Genomic DNA, 23,609 nt, shown 5'->3' with positions numbered 1-23,609 from the left:
AAACGTCTAAATTTCTTTAGACGTTTTTTTATTGATTTTTAATTTAATTTTTACCAAAATAAAGAATACAATACTGCTAATAAAATACAAACTACGATTGACCCCATATTAAATAATGGTGATGTTTTAAATAGGTTTTTAGAAATTTCTATACCTTTTTCATCATCAGCACCTTTGTTCTGTAAATAACTTAATATCATAGTTACTGCCATAGATAATAAAGTTGCAATTCCCATTTGATGCATCCAAGGCTCTAAAGCCGCAATTGGAATGAATTTTAAAGCTAGTGCAATCGGAATTGATAAAATAGCTCCCCAAATTGCTGCGTTGTTAGTAGTTTTTTTCCAAAATAAACCTAACATAAATACAGCTAAAATACCAGGACTTACAATACCTGTCCACTCTTGTATAAATTGAAAAGCTTGATCTATACCCCCTAATAAAGGAGCAACAATTACAGCAATCAATAATGAGACTGCAGCAGAAATTCTTCCCACATTTACAGTTTGTTTATCATTTGCATTTTTATTGATGTATTGCTTGTAAATATCCATCGTAAAAATGGTAGAAGTTGAATTTAACATAGATGCTAAAGAAGAAACAACAGCAGCAGCTAATGCAGCAAAAGCTACACCTTTTAATCCTGTAGGTAAAAATTGTAATAACCAAGGATAAGCTTTATCTGCTTGTTCTGGAGAAGGTGTATTTAACATACCAACTTCACCTAAATTTGCCATAATTGCAGGATCATTTACCATAACATAAGCTGCAATACCTGGTACAACAACTATTAATGGAATAATTAATTTTAAAAATGCAGCTAATAAAATCCCTTTTTGAGATTCTTTTAAAGATTTTGCTGCTAAAGTTCTTTGAATTATATATTGATTGAATCCCCAATAATATAAATTGGCAACCCATAAACCACCAACTAAAACCCAAATTCCTGGTAAGTTTACATAGTTTTCATTGCTTTCTTCTAAAATCATATGAAACTTTTCTGGTGCAGCTTCCCACACTTTAGAGAAACCAGCTATCATTCCTTCACCTCCAGATACTGTATTTAAGGCTAAATATGTGGTTATTAATCCTCCTAAAACTAAGAAAACTACCTGTATAACATCTGTCCAAGCAACTGCAGATAAACCACCATATAAAGAATATGCAGCTGCAAATAATGCCAAACCTATTATAGCATACATCATATCTACACCCATAATAGTTTCTATGGCTAATCCTCCTAAATAAAGAACAGAAGCTAAGTTTACAAAAATGTATAATGCCAACCAAAAAAGCGCTAAAATGGTTTTTAAGTTTGTTGAAAAACGTTTTTCAACAAATTCAGGAATTGTATATAAGCCTTTTTCAATAAAAATCGGTAAAAAGTATTTACCTACAATAATTAAAGTTAAGGCTGCCATCCACTCATAAGAAGCAATTGCAATACCCAATGCAAAACCAGAACCAGACATACCTATAAACTGTTCTGCTGATATATTTGCTGCAATTAAAGATGTACCAATAGCCCACCAAGGTAAAGATTTACTCGCTAAGAAATAATCTTCTGCATTTTTTTGATGCCCTTTTTTATCACGTGAAACCCATAAACCTACACCTAAAATTAAAATGGCGTAAGCCACAAAAACCACATAGTCCCACATATCAAATCCTGCTGTCATAATTGTTTTTTATTATTTGTTTAGTTAATTTTTAAGACTCAAATATACTATATATTCAAAAGAATAGTAATAGCTAGAACATAAACCAACACAACAAATAACTTAATTTATACAATTAATTGTTTTTTTTTGATAATACAAGTAGACCTCAACAATATACTTTTTTAAGTAAAGTCAAGTTTTATTTTATAAAAAAAGGCTGTTCTACGTAGAACAGCCTATAGCTAATTATCAAATTCAAATAATAAAAAGTTTATTTATTTTCCTAAAAACTTCGGTTTAATGACTAACATAACCCAAGCCCAATTTTGAGTACCTGCAGCTGCAGCTTCTGTTACTCCTTTTAATTCATACATACCATCAGAAGCAAACATTTGAGAATAACCTGCAACTAAAGCGTAACCTTTAAACTTCTTTTTGTATACTAAATCTACCTCTGTTCCCAAAGATTTTTCTCCACTAGCTAAAGCTTGCTCTCCACTAAAATTTAATGCTTTTACTAACAAACTAGAACCTTTACCTAAATTAAAATTAGCACTTACATGAAAATCTACTAAACCAATTGAGTTTGCATGATTACCTACATAGAAATAATCCATAAAACCATTAAATTTATGATTTGTACCATATAAAGGGAAGAACGCTCCTGTTTCTCCTGCTGCACCATCATTACCACTTATAGATTCTATACCTGCTCCTAAAGTAACTTTATCTGATGCTTTAAGTGATGCATCTAAACTAAATAAATAAGCTCCTTTTACATCTACAGCTCCTTGTCTTTTACCTGTTTGTAAAAAAGCGTTAGCAGCCAAACCAAAACTACCAGATTTGTAGTTTAAATGTGTACCAATAGTTTGTAAATTACTTACACCATCTGCTGCACTTGCTGCATCAAATTCTTGAAAACCATTATTTAAAAGTAATAAACTACCTGTAAATTTCTCCCAACTTTGTTTCATATATAACATTTGCATTGTTTTATATGAGAAAAAACCAGTTGTATTATATGCTGTACCTGATGAAATAAAACCTGTTGGGTTTGAGTAATCTTGATTAAAAGCAAACGCAAAATCTAACATAAATTTATCCTTTTTATATTTAATTAATGCTGCATCATGATTTCTACCTTGTTGTGCCCAATCTAAACCTCCTAAAATTCTTTGATCATCGTAAGAAAGTACTTGACGACCAATTTTTGTAGTTGTATTTTCTCCTAACTTAAGAGATGCCCAAGCTTGGAAAACTGCAAATGAATTGTTAGCATCATAAGGCAAAATTTGTCTGTTTTCTCCCCAAACCATTACATCTTGCAAACTAATAAAAACGTTATATGAATCTGTTTTAAAACCTGCATTTAATCTTGCTCTTGTAGATATTCCAAAACCTGCATCTGATGCATCAGGAATTAAACTACCAAATCCGTTTCTATATTCTGTACGTGGTCTAAATTCTCCATCTAATGTAAACTGTGCATTTACAAATTGAAAGCTTACTAACAATATCGCTAAAATTATGTATTGTCTTTTCATTTTTTTTACTTTTTTAATTAGTGTTGTTTGTTATTTAATTTGTTAAGTTTTGGCTGTTAATGCCTAAGTTTATGAAGTTTCATACTTCAAAAACCGATTTTAATTTTAAAATTTATGTTTGTTTGTTATACTTTCTTAATGCTCTAAAAAGTCGATTAAGTGTTTTCGATATTTATAATAATCGTCGTGTTCTAAAACTGATTTTCTTGTTCTTGGTCTTTTAAAATCGATATCTAAAACATCTCCAATTTTTGCTCTTGGCCCACTTGTCATCATTACAACTCTGTCTGCTAAAAAGATGGCTTCATCAACATCATGAGTAATCATTACAGCAGTAATTTTTTCTTTGTTCCAGATTTCGATTAAAATATCTTGTAACTCTCCTCTTGTTAAAGAATCTAACATTCCAAAAGGTTCATCTAGCAATAATACTTTGGGTTTTATAGCAAATGCTCTTGCAATACCAACTCTTTGCTGCATTCCTTGAGATAATTCACTTGCTTTTTTATGAAAAGCATCTTCTAAACCTACTTTTTGCAAATAATATTTAGCAATATCATTTCTTTGCGCTTTTGTTGCGTGAGGAAAAACTTGATTTACCCCAAGTAAAACATTCTGCAAAGATGTCATCCAAGGCATTAAACTTGGCGATTGAAAAATTACACCTCTATCTGGCCCTGGACCTTTAATATGCTTACCCAGTACAGAAATATTACCTCCAGAAATAGGGTTTAAACCTGCAATCATAGAAAGCATTGTTGTTTTTCCACAACCTGAATGCCCAATAATGGTTACAAATTCTTCTTTACGAATTTGCAAATTTAAGTGTTCTAGAACTACATAATCTCCTTTAGGAGTTGGGTAAACTTTCTTTAAATCGTTTAGATCTAACATTACATCATTAGAAGGAAATTTTCCGTTTTCTAAAACATTTTTTGTGATGGTATTTTCAGTTATTATGCTCATAATTTTTCCTATCTAAATTGATTAACAAAATCTTTTGGTGTTAAATCTGGTAATATAAATTCTTCTTTAGCTTCAGATTTACGTTCGTTTCCTATATCCATCAAATACTCAATAATTGCGTTTCTAGTTTTCTTAAAACTTTCGCTATCATTCATTTCTGTTTTATCTCTTGGTCTATCTAAATCAATTTTAAATTCAGGGCCTAAAGTTGCATTTGGTCCAGGTCTTAAAGGGATAATTCTATCTGCCATATAAATACCTTCATCAACATCATTAGTAATTAATAAAGCTGTTCTTTTATCTTTACCCCAAATGTTTAAGATTTGATCTTGTAAATTACCACGAGTTAAAGCATCTAAAGCTCCAAGAGGTTCATCCATTATAATCATGTCTGGCTTCATAGATAAAGCTCTAGCTACAGCAACTCTTTGACGCATTCCTCCAGACAATTCTTTTGGAAGTTTATTTATAGCAGGTGTTAAACTAACCATATCTATATAATGTGCAGCTTTACGTTTCCAAACAGCTTTTTCTCTTTTCGGAAATGCTTCTTTTACTGCCATTAAAACATTTTGCTCAACAGTTAACCAAGGTAATAACGAGTAGTTTTGGAAAATTACACCACGTTCATGGCTAGTTCCAGAAACAGGTTGTCCTTTAAACAAAACCTCACCACTAGTAGGTTTCAATAATCCATTTATAAGATTTACTAAAGTAGTTTTTCCACTACCCGTAAAACCAACTATGGCAACAAATTCTCCTTCTTCTATTTTTAAGTTGATGTTAGACAATACTTCTGTCTCACTATCTCCTTGACCATAGGTTTTGTAAATATTATTTAATTCTAAATATGCCATTTTTTGTATGTTGAATTGTTTAATTGTTTAATTGGGTAATTGTTTACGCTTACACGATTTAACAATTACACGTTTACACATATTTATATTGCATCTTGTTTATCAAAAGAAACCCAGTTTTGAATAGTTAACATTAATCGATCTAATAAGAAACCAATAATACCAATCACAAACATTGCAACAATAATTTTTGCATTAGAATCGTTAGCTCCATTCTGGAATTCTTCCCAAACAAATAATCCTAAACCAGGACTTTGAGCTAATAATTCGATTGCAATTAAAACCATCCAAGCTACTGATAATGTAATTTTTAATCCTGTAAAAATTAATGGTAAAGAAGATGGTAATACCACTTTAAATATCTTTTGAAAAGTTCCTAATTTTAGAACTTTTGCAACATTTATATAATCTTTATCTACAGTAGAAACTCCCATAGCTGTATTTACTAATGTTGCCCACATAGAACATAAACCAACACTTATAAATGAAATTGTAAAAGAACTATCGTCTGTAGAACCTATTAATAATGTTTTTACAATCATAAAAACTAATAGATACCAAACTACTGGAGATACTGGTTTAAAAATTTGAATAAACCAATTGAATGCGCTTTTTAAAGTAGGACTCAATCCAATAAAAATACCTAGTGGCACAGCTATAAATAAGGCTAATAAAAAACCTGCAAATACAGTTTGTAAACTTCTAAAGATTTGGTCTACAAAAGATGGTCTACCTGTATAAACGATTGCATCTTTACCAGCAGCAACTCTTTTTGCATTTAAAGCTGCTGTTTTTTCTACAAATGCGGCTTTGTCTGCACTAATAATATTGTGATCTCTTAATAATGATTGAAAAGAATCCCAAACTTGACTTGGAGATGGCAATGTATTTGGCTGACAACTAGATTCGCCAGAAGCTATACAAGCTGTTAAAGCATCTGCTGCTGCTTGCCCTTGATCTTGTAAAGCTTTTTCAATTTTATATTCTGCCTCTATATTGTATAAAGATTTTGCACCTAAATGCCATAAAAGAAAGAACAATAAAATGGAAGCAAGTGGAACAATAAACTTGCGTAGTAAATTTTTAAAGTCTTCTTTTTCTAACTTTCCAGTAAATAGATCTTTAAGCGTTGTAAAGAAACCCAATCCTAAAAAACTAGAAACTTTTCCTAATGTTAAACTTGCTTTCATTTTTTTATCCTTTTTAGTTTTGTATGCTTTAAGTTATACCTACAAGGCTTTAAAACCTTGTAGGATTTTTAGTAAACTAAATTATTTTTTGTCTTTATTACCTATCGAAAAACTATTGATGTATCCAATAGGATCTTTTGCATCATAAGTAGTACCATCTATAAAATCTGCTGTTGCTGGTTTATAACCATCTGTTGCTGGTATATCTGTTGCTGGTATATTGCCTTCTTCTACTAAAAGAGCCGCAGCTTTTTTCCAGATATCAGGTCTGTAAATATCTTTTATTGTAGAAGAATACCAATCTGCAGTTTTAGCTTCTGGTATTTGTCCCCATCTTCTCATTTGAGTTAAGAACCAAATTCCATCAGAATAAAAAGGATAAGTTGCATTGTATTTATAGAAAACATTAAAATCTTCCATTTCTCTTTTATCACCTTTTTCAAATTCGAAAGTACCTGTCATTGAGTTTGCTAAAACTTCTACTGGAGCTCCAACATATTGACTCATAGATAAAATTTGTACAGCTTCTTTTCTGTTTTCTGGTTTATCTAACCATTTACCAGCTCTAATTAATGCTTTTGTAACTGCAACTGCTGTATTTGGGTTTTCTTCGATAAATTTCTCTGTCATTACAAATACTTTTTCAGGATTATTTTTCCAGATGTCGTAGTTTGTAACTACAGGAACTCCAATTCCTTTAAAAACCGCTTGCTGATTCCAAGGTTCTCCTACACAATATCCAAAAATGGTACCTGCTTCTAAAGTTGCTGGCATTTGTGGTGGTGGAGTTACAGATAATAAAACCTCTGCATCAATTTGTCCTTGCACATTTTCTTTTGTGTACATACCTGGGTGAATCCCTGCTGCTGCTAACCAATATCTAATTTCGTAATTATGAGTAGATACAGGAAAAACCATACCCATTTTAAAGGCTTTACCAGAATTTTTGTATTCTGTAATTACCGGCTTTAAAGCATCTGCTTTAATTGGATGAACTGGTTTTCCATCACCATCTGTAGGTACATTTGGTTTCATTTTAGACCAAACATCATTAGAAACTGTAATTCCATTTCCATTTAAATCCATAGAAAAAGGAGTTACTAGTTTTGCTTGACGACCAAAACCTGCACCAGCAGCAATTGGCTGACCTGCTAACATGTGAGAACCATCTAATTGACCATCTATAACTCTATCTAAAACATTTTTCCAGTTAGATTGTGCTTCTACAGAAACAAATAATCCTTCGTCTTCAAAGAATCCTTTTTCTTTAGCAATAGCTAAAGGAGCCATATCTGTTAATTTGATAAACCCAAAAGTTAATTGAGGTTTTTCTATGTCTAATTGTTTTGTTTTTGATGTTTTTACAACTTCTGTTGTTGTTTCTTTCTTTGTTCCTTTACCTCCACAAGCAAATAATAACATTGCTACTGGTAAAATGTAAATTGTTTTTTTAAATAAAGATTTCATTGTTTCGTAAGTTTTAGTAATCTACGTATTAATACTTAATTTTTTAACAAATATATACCTAGTTATTATTTCAACTTATGATATTACACATACTTAAAACTCTTTTTATACATATAAAAACCTATCAAAAAACATATTTAAAAAATAAAACATTGTTATACATATACTTAACTAAAAAACAAGCACTAAGTAAAAACTAGATATACTTATTTTTTTTTTAAATAAGTACGTAAAAAAAAGCCTTTCAATTAAAAAACTGAAAGACTTTATGGTTCAAAAATAAAAAAGGGTACTAATATTATGAATCTAGATAATAATTATGTTCGCTAATTTCGTTTTTAAGTGCTTGAAGATTAGTAATACCAATCTTTTTTCCTTTAGCAATTATTAATTCTTCTTTTTTTAATAAAGAAAAAACTCTAATTACTTGCTCTTCTGTTGTACCTGCATAATCTGCGTATTCTTTTCTACTTAAAGGCAAATTTAAAAAACCTCTTAAATCACCAAATTTTCTATTGATATATAATAAAGTATCTATAACTCGTTCACGAACCGTCATTTGGGAAATAGATTTAACTTTAGATTCACTCCTATTGAGTTCGTTAGCGTAAAACAACATCATATCATAAGCAAACTTCGGATTTTTTAATAAAGCTTCTTGTAAATCAGTTTTAGAAAAATAACACAAAATAGTATCTTGTAATGCGATTGCACCTATTGAATAATACTCTTCTGTACCAAAACCTCTGTGCCCAATAATTTCACCTTCTTTTGCAAAGCGTACAATTTGTTCACGACCATTAATACCTGTTCTAAATACTTTAACTGTACCTTTTAAAATAAAAAACAAGCCATTTACTGGTGCACCTTCAATAATAAATTGTTGACCTTTTTTACATCTCAGTGATTTTTTATTATCAACAAAACCAGCGTTACCAATAATATTTATATTCTTTTTAATTAAACAATTAGTATTAATACAAGAACCACAAGAAAAATCAACATTTACTTTTCTTGAATTTTTTAACGCTATGTTTTGATTAAATGCCAATTTATAATTAGGGTTTTATTTTACCATCACAACCTTTTCAAAATTACTTTTAGAAGCCTCACAAAGAGGGCATTCATAATTTTCTGGAAGCGCTGTAAATAAGGTTTCTGGTGCTATATTTTGAGTTACATCTCCATAAGCTTCATCGTAAATTGTGAAACAATCTTGACATTGATACACCTCTAACTCAACCTGTTCTTTTTTAACTTCAGTTCCTTTTTCATCTTCTTTTTCACTACCTAAATCATCAAAATACAGCTGACTTAACTCCATTAACAAACCAGGTAATTCAACTTTATCTACATCTTGTACATGCATGATATATTGCCTTGTATTTGGATCAAAGTTTTTGGCATACAATAAATTATAAGTATCTCTAGTTTGAAAATTACCAATCATTTCTGGCTGTTTATTTTTCTGAACTACTATAGATGTAAAATAATAAGAAGCTTTACTGTAATTTGTAATTCCAAAAGTTAAACCATAGGTACTAATATCATTTTGATCGAAATTAGCTACTAAGTATTTTTTTAAATTTAATGCTTCTTTATTTGCAACTGGTAAGTGCCAATTTAACTCTAACATTGAGTGACGTACATTGATACCTCTTTTACCCAAAAATTTTTCCCAAACTAATTTTGATTCTCTTGGAATTCCTTTTACAATAAAAGATTTCCAAGGTGTAATTGAAATTTTACCAATCTTGTTTTCTGAACATAATTCGCACATTTCTTTTAGAAAAGAAATATCATATTTATTATTTCTCCAATACAAACCCAACCAATACTTATCAGGTCCAATTTTATTCATCCCTTCAAAATAAGGAAAAGGATAAAAAGGTACCTCTAAAGGCTTATCTACTGTTCTATTATTTGCATCTAAAGCATCGTTTACCAATTCAAAAATGGTTTCAATAGTCTCAGGCTCTTCTTTTAAAATATTCTCTATTGTCGTTTCAATTTTATCTAAATCCCACGTATAAATTAAAGCTGGGTACATTTTTATTTCATCCCAACCAGGAAGCCTTATGTACAAATACCAATAATCTTCGTGTTCTGAAGCAATAAAATTAATATGTCCTGTAAATAAAGGCACTAAACGTTGTTTTGGGTCTGTAATATTTATTTTTAAAGTTGATTTTGATCGGAATTGTTCTAAAATATACAAATATCTATCTCCAGTTAACCAAGAGGTACTAGGAAAAATATCTGCACAAACATAAGAAGACACCATGTTCTCTATACCAATTTCATCTGCTTCTACCACTTGTAATTTATCAAATTGAGATAAATCTTCTTTTTTTACTTTTTTAGGCAATAAAATATCTTGTCTAGAACCAAATGAAATAGTTTCTTGACCTAAACTTTCTACAGATTCGCAAATGTATTTTAGTTCTCCTGGCGATAAAACACCACCTTTTACAATAACTCGATTCAATTGCTTGCTCATACTTTTACTTTTGCGTTATTCAAAATTTCTCTTACCTCAGTTTTACAACTTCCACAACCTAAACCAGCACCAGTTTTATTACATAATTCTGTAAAATTTGTGCAACCCCCAGCAATTGCCTCTTCTATATTACCAGCCCCAACTTGGCTACAAGAACAAACCAATTCACCTAACATTGGCACATCATTAGAAGAACCTCTAAGCAATGTATCTCTTTTATCAGACATTTCGATTTTGCTTTCTATCATTGTTTTGAATTCTGCAAACTCGTTTTTATCGCCCATTAAAACAGCCCCAATTAAAAGATCATCTTTAACAATACACTTTTTATAGTATCGTTTAGACATATCTGTAAAAATGATTTCCTCATAGCTATTATCGTTTTCTGGCACTTTAATTTCACCTATTGAACAGAGGTTTAAATCATTGAATTTCAGAATATTCATTAACACAGAACCTTTATAAGATTCACTAATATCACCTGCAATAAAATTGGCTAAAATTCCTGCTTGCTCTTCTGCTGCAGATGTAATACCAAATAATTGATTGTTAAATTCTGCAATTTCTCCGATAGCAAAAATATCTGGATGTGAAGATTGTAAATGCTGATTTACTTTTACACCTCTACCACAAATAATTCCGTTATTTTTTGCAATTTCTATATTTGGTCTTGTACCAATAGCATACACAATTGCGTTTGCTGTAATGTATTTTCCTGATTTTAGGTTGATGGTTAATTCACCTGTTTCATCATCATCAAAAACAGTACTTACTTCATTATCAAAATAAATTTGAATTCCTCTTTCTTGTACATCCAAAGACAATAATTTACTAGAAATTTTATCTAATTGACGCTCCATTAATCTTGATGCTCTTTGCACAATTGTAATTTTCACATTCTTGTGCTTCATTGCTGCAGCCAATTCTAAACCTAATAAACCACCACCAACAATAACAACATGTTGCTCTTCTGGAGGCAAACCTGTATTTTCTAAATATTTTTTAAATTCATCTGCATCACTTTTATTACGCATTGTAAAACGACCAGGTAAATCAATTTGCACATCTTTAGGAATAAATGCTCTACTACCTGTGGCTAAAATCAATTTATCAAAATTATGCGTTTCACCATTTGAATCTGTAACTATTTTAGCTTCTTTATCAATCTTATCAATTAAAGTTTCTGGATGAATATGAATGTCTAAATTACTTAATTCAGCATTTTTAATCTTTAATAATTGTTGCCAAGTAAGCTCTTCTGTAATATATTCTGGCAACAAAACACGATTATAAAATAAGTTTGATTCTTTAGAAAACACGTGAATTTCATCTACCTCATTATAATCTCTATAATTCTGTAAAAAACGAAAAGCAGCAGCTCCTGCACCAGCAACAATTATTTTTTCTTTTATTTTTTTATACTTAGAAACTGAAACCGTAGTAAATTTAAAATCTGGCTCTTTAGAAACAGGATCTATATGTGTATTTGTTAAATTATTAGCTCTATTTAAATTACTTTTTAAAACCTTACCCCAATGCATAGGTAAAAAAACGACACCTTCTTTTATAGCATCCGTAATTTTTGCACGCACTCTAACTACACCATTTGTACTTTTTATTTCTGCAACATCACCATCTTTAATTCCATTTAAATATGCATCAACAGGATTAATTTCTAAAACTGGTTTTGGATAATGCGTTTTTAAACGCGACACTTTACCTGTTTTTGTCATGGTGTGCCATTGATCTCGAATACGACCTGTTGTAAGAATTAAAGGAAATTCTTGATTTGTTTTTACTGATGTATTTTCTATGGTTGATGGAACATTAAAAATTGCTTTTTGAGATGGTGTATAGAATTTTTTATCTTCAAAAAGACGAGGCGTACCAGAATGACGATATTCATTTACTGGCCACTGAAAAGTACCTTCGTTTTTTAAACGATCGTAGTTTAAGAAAGAAACATCAATATTTGTACCTTTTGTCATTGATGCATATTCGTCGTAAATTTCTTCTGCACTATTGTAATTAAAACCTCTAAAGCCCATTCTTTGCGCAAAATCGCAGAAAATTTCTACATCTGGCCTTGCTTCTCCTGGTGCATCTATTTCTTTGGGTAGGTAAGAAATTCTACGTTCAGAATTTGTCATTGTACCTTCTTTCTCTAACCAAGCTGCTGCTGGTAAAACCAAATCTGCATATTTTACAGTATCTGATTTATGAGAAATTTCTTGTACCACAACAAACTTAGAATTTGCCATCGCTTTTTCTATTTGATGCGAATTTGGCAAACTCACTAACGGATTTGTACAAGCAATCCAAACAGCTTTTAGCTTTCCACTTTCTAAAGCATCAAACATTTCTGTAGCTGTTAAGCCTGGTTTTGGTGATATTTTATCTACTCCCCAAAACTGTGCAACTTCTCTTCTATGCTCTTCGTTTCCTAAATCTTTATGTACAGCCAAAAGGTTAGCCATTCCACCAACTTCACGACCACCCATTGCATTTGGCTGACCTGTTAACGAAAATGGACCTGAACCAGGCTTACCAACTTGACCTGTAATTAAGGATAGATTTAATAGCGATACATTTTTATCTGTACCCACCACACTTTGGTTTAAACCCATTGCCCACATACTAATAAAACCTTTTGATAGCCCAATTATTTCTGCAGCTTTTTCTATATCATCTTCAGGTACTCCACATATTTTTGAAGCTTTTTTTAAGTTTGTATCTAAAATTATTTTACGATAATCTTCAAAACCTTGAGTATGCTTTTTGATAAAATCTTCATCAATTAAACCTCTTTTATACAAACGTCTGGCAATTGCATTATACAAAACTACGTCTGTACCTGGAGTTAGTTGTAAATGTAAATCTGCAAAATTTGCTGAATCTGTTCTACGAGGATCAATTACAATAATTTTTACATTCGGGTTTTCTTCTTTTCTTTTTTCTATCCTTCTAAATAATATGGGATGACACCAAGCAGGATTTGCACCTGTTATTAAAAAGCAATCTGCCAATTCTATATCTTCATAAGAAACTGGCACACTATCTTCTCCAAATGTTTTTTTATAACCCACAACAGCAGAACTCATACATAAACGTGAGTTTGTGTCTATATTATTTGTACCTAAAAAACCTTTTGTTAATTTATTTGCGATGTAATATTCTTCTGTTAAACTTTGTCCAGAAACGTAGAAAGCCACTGAATCTGGCCCATGTTTTTTTATGATAGATTTAAATACGTTTGCAGCTCTATCCAAAGCTGTATCCCAAGAAACTCTTTCTCTAGGATGAGAACGAGACCAACGCATTTCTGGATATAATATTCTATCAGACACATCATTTGCTACATAATGTAAGTTCATTCCTTTAGAACACAACATCCCTTTATTTACAGGATGATCTTTATCTCCTTCAACAAAAACCTTGTTGTTAATGTCTTTTTTTACGATAATACCACAACCTACCCCACAATAAGAACATGTTGTTTTAACTTCATTTTTGATCATTTAAACTAAGATTTTATACTAAATACGACATTAAATTTTCACAAACCAAACATTGACTTTATTATTCTTAATAACTTAAAATAGTTTAGTTGGTTTTACATCAAAAAAACCAAATATTTTTTTCTGATTAAGAATACAACAACTGTAATTCTTTATTTTACAGTTACCAATTCTGGTGCTATTTCTTTTACTTTTTCTGGAGCTTCTGAGTATTCATCTTCTTTAGAAAACTTAATAGTTAAAGATACAACTGCTGTTGCAATCACCACAAAACCAATTAATAAATACCCACTAGAAACTGCACTTGATGAAGCTACAGATTGGGCTGCTTTAATTGCTTCTTCCCCTAAACCTTCATTAGCTGCAATAGCTGCTTTTTCTGCTACAGCAGATTTTGATTTTAATAACATTGCTGCTAAAAAAGCACCAACATTACCACCAGCACCAACAATACCAGAAACAGAACCAATTGCTTTTTTATTTATAAATGGCACTACAGAAAATGTAGCTCCTTCTGCCATTTGTACACTTAAACTGAAAGAAATTAATAAAACAATTCCTAAAATTATACTTGTTGCTCCTGAAAAGGATATCAACATAATCCCTTGTAATGTTAAGATAAAAGACAAGAATAAAACTCGACCTCTTAAACCTTTTAATTTCCCAAATTTATCACCAAAGAAACCACCTAAAGTTCTTGCAAAAATATTCATTAAAGCAAATGAAAGTACAATATTACCAGCTGTAACTCTTTCTAATTGAAATGTATTTTGAAGGTAATCATCCATAGTTCCGTAAACTGTTAATTCAATTCCAAAACTTGCTGCATAAACCACAAAAAGAATCCAAACTCTATAATCTTTTAAAACCTCTAAAAAACCAATCTGATCTTTTTTGGTCGTAATCATTTCTCCTGAAGCTTTTAATTCTTTAAAATTTCCTTTTGGAGTATCTTGTGTAAAAAAGAAATAAACAATACCCATTAAAAAACAAACAACACCTGCAATAACCATAGAATATCTCCAAGCATCTGCATCTGCAATTCCAAAAGCAACAACTACCCCAGCTATTAAAGGCATTCCTAATCTATTTGCTCCTCCTCCTAAATTACCCCAACCTGCAGAAGTTGCATTTGCAGTACCCACAATATTTGGCGCAAACATTAATGAAGTATGTACTTGCGTTATTACAAAAGATGCCCCTATAAAACCAATAAATAATCTACAAACTAAAAATTGAGTTGGTGTTTGCACTAAACCACATAAAATAACTGGAATAGCACCTAACATTAACAACCAAGTATAACATAATCTTGGACCATATTTATCGCATAATTTACCTATTAGTAAACGCGCAAAAACAGTTCCTGAAACTGCTAAAATTATAGAATTCCATTTTTGATCTGGTGTTAAACCTAAATCTTTTACAACATCTGGCATAAAAGGCACAATACCAAACCAGGCAAAAAAGCACATAAAAAATGAAATAGATGTAATCCAAAAAGTACGAGTGGATACATTTTTAAAATTAAACAAACTTAGTTTTGTTGCTTTTTCTTGAGTTAAAGTAGACATAATACATATATTTATACCACAAAACTAAGTATAAATACTTAATTCTAAGTATAAAAAATACGTATATTCTAATTATTAGGATATCAACAATTACACAACACTGATTTTAAGGATATTGTAAAATTGAAGTTAAAAAATAATTGTTTTAAAAAACAAACTTAATTAAGTACTTATATTAATTGATATTCTTTAACCTTATTAGTTAATTCCATTAGATTTTTAACCTCTAATTTCTTCATTAAGTTAAATCGATGTACTTCTGCAGTTCGTTTACTGATTTTAAGTTCATCAGCAATATCTTTATTATTTTTTAATTCTAAAACTAGATCTAAAATCTGCCTTTCCCTTTTAGTTAATTTAAAAGGAAGCTCTGTACTTACTTTTATAGAAGTATCAATACTTGTGGTATTTCCGCTTACAAAATTGTTCATTATTATAGAAGAAACATCACCTGTAAAGTATTTACCACCAGAAGCTACTTTTATTACAGCTTTTAAAAACTCTTCTTTACTTGCTCCTTTTAACAAATAACCATCTGCACCTGCTTGTATAGATTTTACTACATATTCTTCTGAATCGTGCATAGAAAGCATTAAAGTTTTTACATCTTTAAAATGTTTTTTCACCTCTGCAACAGCTTCAATTCCATTCATTTCTGGCATACGAATATCTATAATTAAAACGTGTGGTTTGTTTTTAGAAAGCACCTCTAAAGCCTCTATACCATTAGAAGCTTCATCAATTACAGTAATTCCTGATTGATCTTCTAATAGCGCTTTTATTCCATCTCTTACCAAAACGTGATCGTCTGCTAACACTACATTTATCATAATTAATTATAGATTTTATACTTACAAAAATAAGAATTTTAAGTAAAACTACGTATGTTGAATAATTAGATTAAGTTTATATTAAATTATTTCAGATTCCAATTGTTATTAAATAATAAATTGTGAATGAACTCTAACTTAAAATAAACGGGCTCTGGAATAATAAAAGGATAAATATCTGGCAAGCCCATTGCTCTATTTAAACTATTTGCAGCAGAAGTTAAAGTAATACTTGCATCAAAAATTTTTCTAAAATCTTTAATTTTATAAGGATCATCAAAATTAGAAACACAATCTTTAGACAATATTGTTTTAGATTTTGTAAAAGAAATACCTAAAGAACTTGCAGTTTCTAAAGTATCCATAATATGTAGATAATGTGCCCAGGTTTCTGCCCAATCTTCCCAAGGATGTGAACTTGCATAGTTACTTATAAAATTCACGTTCCAATCTTTTTGCTCACCGTTTTTGTAATGTGCTTCTAATGATTTACCATAATCTTTTCTTTCATCACCAAAAAGATTTCTAAAACTCTGTAAGTGTTCTTTTTCGAAAAATAGCATCCAATAATAATGTCCTATTTCATGCCTAAAATGCCCCAACAAAGTTCTATAAGGTTCGTTCATCAGCTTTTTTAACTGAGCTCTATGAACAGCATCAGCTTCAGAAAGGATTATAGTTACAACACCATCTGCATGACCAGTAAGTTTATTTTCTTTGTTGTTTTCTGATAAAAAATCAAAAGCAATACCTTTGTCATTATGGTTTTTTGCAACTAATGGTAATTTTAATTTATACAACTGATAAATTAATCGATGTTTAGCAAATTCTAATTGCTCCCATTTATTAAAATCATCAAGATCTCTTTTATTTGGTATTGTTCTATTTAATTGGCAAGCTGTACAGAAATCATTTTCATCAGAAACATTTATCAACCAATTACAATTATCATAGATATAATTTTTACAAAATTTTAGGCTATTATTATCTGGTATCTTAAAATTATCAGATTCTAGATGATACCCCAAAGTCCTTTCACAATTTTCGCAACTTGTATTCTCAAAATAAACAGTATTACTACAATTAGGGCATTGAAAAATATTCATAACTATCGTGTTTATATAAGTTTAGTTGCGTGATTCAGTTGTTAATTTAGTAAATAAACAATGAACGGCGAAATTACTTCAGAATTTCGAAAATAAGTAAAACTAGCAATATTTTTATGTGATGTTGTCAATTGGATTTTTATTAAACAATATCGAATCCAATTTCTTTAATTCCTAAAAAATCTTGTTTAGATTTTCTTTCAGTTAATATTCCGTTTTCTTCTAATTCTCGTAATAGTTTTTTTAAGACTTTAATCCTTTGCTTTTGACCTAACAACCAAGCTTGATCAGAAACAGGTGCTCCATTTAATTTCATTAGATTAATTGGGGTAATAACTATTTTTTTTTCAGATTTTTTAAGAGTATTTATCAATTCCGAAAGTAATTCTAAAGATAGTTCTTTGTGTTCAATTTTGGAAACATTAGGATATGTTTTCCAATCATAAATAGACTCCAATTCTTGAGCTTTTAAATCGAAACTATTTTCGAATTTTAATAACCCTTCTAATAAATTTTCGTCCTCAATATAAAATACTTCTGGATTAGATTTTTTAGTCTTAGTTCCACAAATAATTAATTGACCTAATCTAAAATTAGGATTAGCTTTCCAAATTCGTTCAAGTTCACTTAATATTTTCGGTATTCGATTCTTATCTCTCAATTTCGGATTCGTAATTTTTCAGCTTGTTGTCAACTCAGATATAAAATGATGCTTTAGCAATTTTATTAAAATAAATTAAACTGTTTTTAAAGGGATATTTAAAGTTACCCTAGTACCTTTTCCTAATTCAGAATTTAAGAACAAACGACCATCAATATACTTAATTCTTTCTTTCATAAAAGTCATACCCATTCCCCCATCACCATTTTTAACTTTTTTTACTTTGGCTGGCTCAAACCCCTTACCATCATCATCTATAACAATGCTTAACATATTTTTACTATGAGAAAGTGACACTAAAATACTGGAAGAATTTGCATATTTTATTGCATTATTAATTGCTTCTTGCGTAATTCTGTATAAATTTATTTCAGTTAAAGAATCTAATCGTTGATTGAAATCGGTTTTATTAAATAAAAGAATTTCTTTACCTGTTAGTTTACCTAATTCTTGAGTTAATTTTGATATTGCTGGTACAATTCCATGATCTGACAATTCTGGTGGCGTTAAATTAAAAGTAGCTGTCCTAACCCCTTTTATAATATTGGTAGTCAATTCTTTTAAGTGCTCAATTTTAGTTTTAGACTTTTCTAAATCATCTAAATTTATACTTTCTAAGTTAAACTTTAAGCCCGTTAACATTTGCCCTATTCCATCATGAACATCTTTTGCAATTCTATTTTGTTCTTTTTCTTGATTTTCTATAATCTTGCTAGAAATTATTTTTTGCTGACTCATTTTCTCTTCGAAACTAACTTTTGTAAGCCTCTCTACTTCTATCTGCGCTTCTTTTCTATCTGTAATTTCTGATGCAATAATTAATAATTCTGATTTATCTTCTGTGGGTCTATAAGGTATAATAGACATTTCTAACCAAATCGAAATATTATTTTTAGCAGTTGCTTTTACCTCTCCTTGCCAACCTATTTTTTTATGTTTATTTATTAAATTTTCTATTGCAACTTTTTCATTTTCGTTGATTGACAAAAGGTCCCAAAATAAAATTTCTTTATTAAAATTTGATAATCGAAACAAACGCGAAAACTTATTACCCATATGGATTAAGTTTCCATTTGGAGAAATTCGTGCAAACAACAACGTTTCATCCATTGCATGACTTAAAGCTCGTAATTCTTTTACAGACTCTTCTTTAGCAACACTTAACTGATCTGCATTAAAAGCCATTTTTTTAGCTCTTTTTTCAGCCAATAATAATTCTGACAATGTTGCTTTTACCGATTTTGCAGTTGGCCAAAAAATGAATAAAAATTCACCTAAAAGAATTATTAAGGTTAATGCCATTAAAAAGAACTCCAACTTTCTTAACCAAGCTACTTTTTCATTTGCCTCTAAATCATATTGATTTACAATATCATCCATCTTTGCTAAAAAAGAACCTTCATTTTTAGTCACTTTTTTTATATCAGTAGCTAAATCATAAATAGCCAAATCTGAATTTTGTTGCAATTTTTCTATGATAGATTCTGAAGCAGTTTTTATAATCTTAAAAACAGGGTTAATTTCTTTAAAACGTCTTTTTATCTCATAACTATTTTCTGCTGGTAAACCTAAAGAATCATTACCATTTTGGAGTGCATAGTGAGAAAGTTCCCACAAAGTTAATGTATTTTTAATTCTATTTTTTAATTGATTTCTAGTAAGTTCTTGGTCTGAAATAGATAAGGAAAGAATATCTTTTGTTAATTTTTGACTTAGCATTCTTTGCCTACCAGCAACATTTATTACAGTTGAATCACTTTCTTGATTTGCCAAATGATTACGAACTAAAACTTGGCTAATTATAACAGAAAGCGCAATTGTACTTAAAGCAAGAATATACAAACGGCTTAATTTAGAAAACGTACGTTGATCTAAAGAATTCCCGTTTTTTGTCATTTTAAGTCATTTTTGTTATGAAATAGCTTGTTTTACCAAAGCCAAGCTTTTATCTGAAAAAGGAATAGTTAATGCAGCTGCATGACCTTTGTCTGACATTTTAACCCAAGTCTTTTTTAAGATATCAATTACTTTTTCATCATTGTGTTTAGCTGCAAATTCATCGAAATAATAATCTAAAAAAACCAAGCAAATGGCATCTTCTAAAGTTTGAGATTCCTCGTTTTTCTTTATTAATTTCTTAAGGATAATTTTCTTTACTCTTTCTTGAAATTGCTCATCAAAACCTACTTGTTGCAAAATTTCTACAGTTAAATCTGCGTGCATTTTTTTTAGCGTTTCTCGCCATTTTAAATACCCAACTCTATCCATAGGATATTCTTTCCTTTCAATTTTCCACCTACAAATGTGCTGTGCTCTTGCTGCAATTTGTAATGCCTTAGATGCATTAGGCTCAAATTGAAGTAATTTTCTTGTCATTCTTTGCGAGTACAACAGCTCTTTAGCGTATTCTAGACCAGCAACTTGATAGGCATTTGGGTCTTCAGCATTTTTTTTATCTATTAAGGCAATTGCAGTTTCAAATCTTGTTGGCTTCATAAAATGGCTTTATTCTGAAAAGCCAATATACACAATTTCATCTTCTATTTTAACAGGATAAGTAGCAATTTTAAAATCTTCGCCAGTTAAATTAGATCCGTCTTCTAAAGAAAATGTTTTTTTATGTAAAGGACAAGCAACTTTTGGAGTTCCTTTATCATCACCAATCATACCTCTACTTAACACCATTTCCATTTTATGAGGACAAACATTTTGGCAAGCATACCATTTATTTAGTCTTGCAAAATTAAAAACAGCAATTTGTTTGTTTTTGTATTTTACACAAGCACCACCATCAAAAGGAAAATCTTGTACAGTTGCAGCTTTAAACCAGATTTTTACATCTTCTAGTTTTGTTGATGTGTATTGCTCTAAAATTTGTTCCATAATTATGTGATTAAGAGTCTCCTTAACATCTCTAAATAAAAGAAATAATTACCATTGGAGAAATTGTATTATTTTTATTTTGTTAAAACCTAAAAGGTCTTAACTCTTAAAATTGTATCTATTAAATTAATTAATACTTAATTGTATAAACTAACTTTTGCGTTAGGGATTGAAGCATTTGTTTGAGCTCTTTTTTCTTTTTCAGAAAAAAAGCGAGTGCTAAAAGCCCGTTAAAACGCCCAAATTAAAATGCTTTTTCTTGTTATATCTACAAGGTTTTTGAAACCTTTAAAGAGATTTAAGTCCATTGTTCTGGCATTTTCTGATCTCTCATTGGTACAAAAACTATATTATCATCTTCTTCATCAGAATTTACAAAGTGATTGAATCGTTTCATAACTTCTGGGTCATTTACAGCTTGCGTCCATTCACATTCAAACTTATTTACTAAAGTTTCCATTTCAGTTTCTAAGTCTTCTACAATACCTAATTTATCTTCAATAACTACCTCTTTTAAATACTCTAAACCACCTTCTAAACGCTCTTGCCAAGCAGCAGTTCTTTGTAAAGGTTTTGCTGTTCTCATATAAAACATTAAATATCTGTCTAGATATTTAACTACAGTTTCATTATCAATTTGTTCTGCAAACAACTCTGCATGTCTTGGGTTTGCACCTCCATTTCCACCTAAATAAAGATTCCAACCACCTTCTACAGCAATTAAACCAAAGTCTTTTCCACGAGCTTCTGCACATTCACGAATACAACCAGAAACTCCTCCTTTAATTTTGTGTGGTGCACGAATTCCTCTATATCTATTTTCTAATTCTATACCAAAACTGACACTTTCTGCCATTCCATATCTACACCAAGTAGAACCAACACAGGTTTTTACAGTTCTTAATGATTTACCATAAGCGTGTCCGCTTTCAAAACCATGAGCAATTAATTCTTTCCAGATTAATGGCAATTGATTTAAGGTTGCACCAAACAAATCGATTCTAACTCCACCTGTAACTTTAGTGTATAAATCGTATTTTTTAGCAATTTGCCCTAAAGCGATTAATTTATCAGGAGTAATTTCTCCACCAGGAACTCTTGGGACAACAGAGTAGGTTCCATTTCTTTGGATGTTTGCCAAAAATCTATCATTAGAGTCTTGAATTGCGTATTCTTTATTTGCAGTATCTGCATTAATTGTAGCCATTAAAGAAGCTACTAAAGGCTTACATAACTCACAACCATGACCTCCATTTCCATGATTATCTAAAACTTCATTAAAAGTTGTATACCCCTTTACTTCTATAATTTTATATAAATCTTGCCTGTTATAATCGAAATGTTCGCAAACAGAATCTTTAACTTCTATACCTAAAGATTTTAATGTTGCTGTAGTAATGTCTTTTACCATAGGCTTACAACCACCACAACCTGTACCTGCTTTTGTACAAGAAACTACATCTGCTAAATCTTTAGCTTCTCCACTTTCAATTACTCCACAAATCTGACCTTTTGTAACGTTTTCGCAAGAACAAACTTGAGCTTCATCTGGCAAATCCATAACATCACCAAAAGATGAACCACCTTCTGTTGCAGGTAAAATTAATTGTGCTGGATCTTCAGGAATTTTCATTCCGTTTAAATAAATTTGATGCAACATATTATAGTCTGATGCATCACCAACTAAAATTCCTCCTAATAAAGATTTACCATCAAGACTAACGTTAATTCTTTTATATAAATGTTGTGTTTTATTTTCGAAAATGATAGAATGCCCTTTTGATGCAGGCATAAAAGGTTCTCCAAAACTTGCTACGTCTACACCTATTAATTTTAATTTAGTAGACATATCTATACTTGCAGGCATTAAACTTTCTTTATTACCTAAAATTTGGTCTACTGCAACTCCTGCCATATCATAACCTGGAGCTACTAAACCATATATCATTTGATTATACAAAGCAACCTCACCAATTGCAAAAATATTTTCATCTGAAGTTTGCATTTTATTGTTTACAACTATTCCTCCACGAACTCCCATTTCTAAACCAGAAGTTTTACCTAATTCATCCCTTGGACGAATTCCTGCAGAAACCACTAGCATATCTACATTTAGAACATCATCTTCACCAAATTCCATTCCAGTAATTTTACCTTCATCACCTAAAATCTGATTTGTAGCTTTACTTAAATGGATATTTAAACCAATAGATTCTAATTTTAACTGTAAAACCTGACTGCTTCTAGAATCTAATTGTCTTGGCATTAATTTAGGAGCAAACTCTACTATATGTGGCTCTAACCCCATATCCATAACAGCTTTACCAGCTTCTAAACCCAACAACCCACCACCTAAAACAGCAGCTTTTGCATCTGGATTTTCTTTTCTTAGCTTATCTGCATAAGCTAACATACCTTCTAGATCCTCTATGGTTCTATAGACAAAAACCCCTTCTTTTTCCACTCCTTTAATTGGAGGCACAAAAGCAGAAGAACCTGTAGCTAAGACTAAATAATCGTAAGTAAAAACTCTATTTTTTGCAGTTATAACTGTTTTTGTATTTCTTTGGATATCAGAAACCCTTTCATCAACAATTAAATCGATAGCATTTTCTGCATACCATTCAGCAGGTGCCATTTCTAAAGCCTTTGCATCTTGATTTTCAAAAAACTCGCTTAAATGAACTCTATCATAAGCTGGTCTTGGCTCTTCACCAAATACGATAACCCTAAACCCTTTATTATTAGCAGCTGAAACAAATTTTTCACAAAATTTATAACCTACCATTCCATTACCTACAACTATAATAGTTTTCATAATTACGTATTTTATATCACAAAACTACGTA

General features: G+C 30.5%; 17 protein-coding genes. All 17 read right to left on the bottom strand.

Annotation, left to right across the window (positions count from 1 at the left end):
- Nucleotides 1–50 precede the first annotated feature (50 nt).
- The 17 genes from KO506_RS15160 to nirB all read right to left on the bottom strand — a co-directional run bounded on the left by KO506_RS15160 (nucleotide 51) and on the right by nirB (nucleotide 23,578).
- Nucleotides 51–1,679, bottom strand: coding sequence for a sodium/sugar symporter (locus tag KO506_RS15160; protein ID WP_215995773.1), 1,629 nt, complete (start codon nucleotides 1,677–1,679; stop codon nucleotides 51–53).
- A 257-nt stretch (nucleotides 1,680–1,936) separates the two neighbouring features.
- Nucleotides 1,937–3,208 carry an alginate export family protein gene (locus KO506_RS15155; RefSeq protein ID WP_215995772.1) on the bottom strand — a complete coding sequence of 424 codons (1,272 nt, stop codon included), beginning with the start codon at nucleotides 3,206–3,208 and terminating at the stop codon, nucleotides 1,937–1,939.
- 135 nt (nucleotides 3,209–3,343) lie between these two features.
- Entirely contained in the window at nucleotides 3,344–4,174 is an 831-nt protein-coding gene (locus KO506_RS15150) for an ABC transporter ATP-binding protein (protein ID WP_215995771.1), read from the bottom strand.
- An 8-nt stretch (nucleotides 4,175–4,182) separates the two neighbouring features.
- A complete protein-coding gene (locus KO506_RS15145) occupies nucleotides 4,183–5,031 on the bottom strand; it encodes an ABC transporter ATP-binding protein (protein WP_215995770.1) in 849 nt (282 codons plus the stop codon).
- A gap of 83 nt (nucleotides 5,032–5,114) precedes the next feature.
- The gene (locus KO506_RS15140) at nucleotides 5,115–6,221 is read right to left on the bottom strand and encodes an ABC transporter permease (protein WP_215995769.1); all 1,107 of its coding nucleotides are present in this window, start codon (nucleotides 6,219–6,221) and stop codon (nucleotides 5,115–5,117) included.
- An 81-nt stretch (nucleotides 6,222–6,302) separates the two neighbouring features.
- Nucleotides 6,303–7,688, bottom strand: a complete 1,386-nt coding sequence (locus KO506_RS15135; protein ID WP_215995768.1) for a CmpA/NrtA family ABC transporter substrate-binding protein — start codon at nucleotides 7,686–7,688, stop codon at nucleotides 6,303–6,305.
- Nucleotides 7,689–7,986: 298 nt separating this feature from the next.
- Complete coding sequence (locus KO506_RS15130; RefSeq protein WP_252726888.1) at nucleotides 7,987–8,739, bottom strand: Crp/Fnr family transcriptional regulator; 753 nt, start codon at nucleotides 8,737–8,739, stop codon at nucleotides 7,987–7,989.
- Between the two features lie 15 nt (nucleotides 8,740–8,754).
- The gene (locus tag KO506_RS15125; RefSeq protein ID WP_215995767.1) at nucleotides 8,755–10,188 is read right to left on the bottom strand and encodes a rubredoxin; all 1,434 of its coding nucleotides are present in this window, start codon (nucleotides 10,186–10,188) and stop codon (nucleotides 8,755–8,757) included.
- On the bottom strand, nucleotides 10,185–13,706 hold the full coding sequence (locus KO506_RS15120) for a nitrate reductase (protein ID WP_215995766.1): 3,522 nt from the start codon (nucleotides 13,704–13,706) through the stop codon (nucleotides 10,185–10,187). Before KO506_RS15120 ends, KO506_RS15125 begins: the two co-directional genes overlap by 4 nt.
- Nucleotides 13,707–13,858: 152 nt before the next feature.
- Nucleotides 13,859–15,280 (bottom strand): MFS transporter, encoded by a 1,422-nt coding sequence (locus KO506_RS15115; protein ID WP_215995765.1) that lies wholly within the window; start codon nucleotides 15,278–15,280, stop codon nucleotides 13,859–13,861.
- Nucleotides 15,281–15,450: 170 nt separating this feature from the next.
- Nucleotides 15,451–16,110: a response regulator transcription factor gene (locus KO506_RS15110; protein WP_215995764.1), complete on the bottom strand. Its 660-nt coding sequence runs from the start codon at nucleotides 16,108–16,110 to the stop codon at nucleotides 15,451–15,453.
- Between the two features lie 86 nt (nucleotides 16,111–16,196).
- Nucleotides 16,197–17,216, bottom strand: a complete 1,020-nt coding sequence (locus KO506_RS15105) for a zinc-binding metallopeptidase family protein (protein ID WP_215995763.1) — start codon at nucleotides 17,214–17,216, stop codon at nucleotides 16,197–16,199.
- 142 nt (nucleotides 17,217–17,358) lie between these two features.
- Entirely contained in the window at nucleotides 17,359–17,877 is a 519-nt protein-coding gene (locus KO506_RS15100) for a hypothetical protein (RefSeq protein WP_215995762.1), read from the bottom strand.
- A gap of 75 nt (nucleotides 17,878–17,952) precedes the next feature.
- Nucleotides 17,953–19,773, bottom strand: a complete 1,821-nt coding sequence (locus KO506_RS15095) for a sensor histidine kinase (RefSeq protein ID WP_215995761.1) — start codon at nucleotides 19,771–19,773, stop codon at nucleotides 17,953–17,955.
- A 15-nt stretch (nucleotides 19,774–19,788) separates the two neighbouring features.
- Entirely contained in the window at nucleotides 19,789–20,373 is a 585-nt protein-coding gene (locus KO506_RS15090; RefSeq protein ID WP_215995760.1) for a DUF4202 domain-containing protein, read from the bottom strand.
- Nucleotides 20,374–20,382: 9 nt separating this feature from the next.
- On the bottom strand, nucleotides 20,383–20,760 hold the full coding sequence (gene nirD, locus KO506_RS15085; protein WP_215995759.1) for a nitrite reductase small subunit NirD: 378 nt from the start codon (nucleotides 20,758–20,760) through the stop codon (nucleotides 20,383–20,385).
- 298 nt (nucleotides 20,761–21,058) lie between these two features.
- Complete coding sequence (nirB, locus tag KO506_RS15080; RefSeq protein ID WP_215995758.1) at nucleotides 21,059–23,578, bottom strand: nitrite reductase large subunit NirB; 2,520 nt, start codon at nucleotides 23,576–23,578, stop codon at nucleotides 21,059–21,061.
- Between the last annotated feature and the right edge of the window lie 31 nt (nucleotides 23,579–23,609).

The sequence above is a fragment of the Polaribacter vadi genome (assembly GCF_018861005.1).
Taxonomy (GTDB): Bacteria; Bacteroidota; Bacteroidia; order Flavobacteriales; family Flavobacteriaceae; genus Polaribacter; species Polaribacter vadi_A.
The sequence above is the reverse complement of the archived record's forward strand: the minus strand, read 5'-3'. Positions and strand labels throughout refer to the sequence as shown.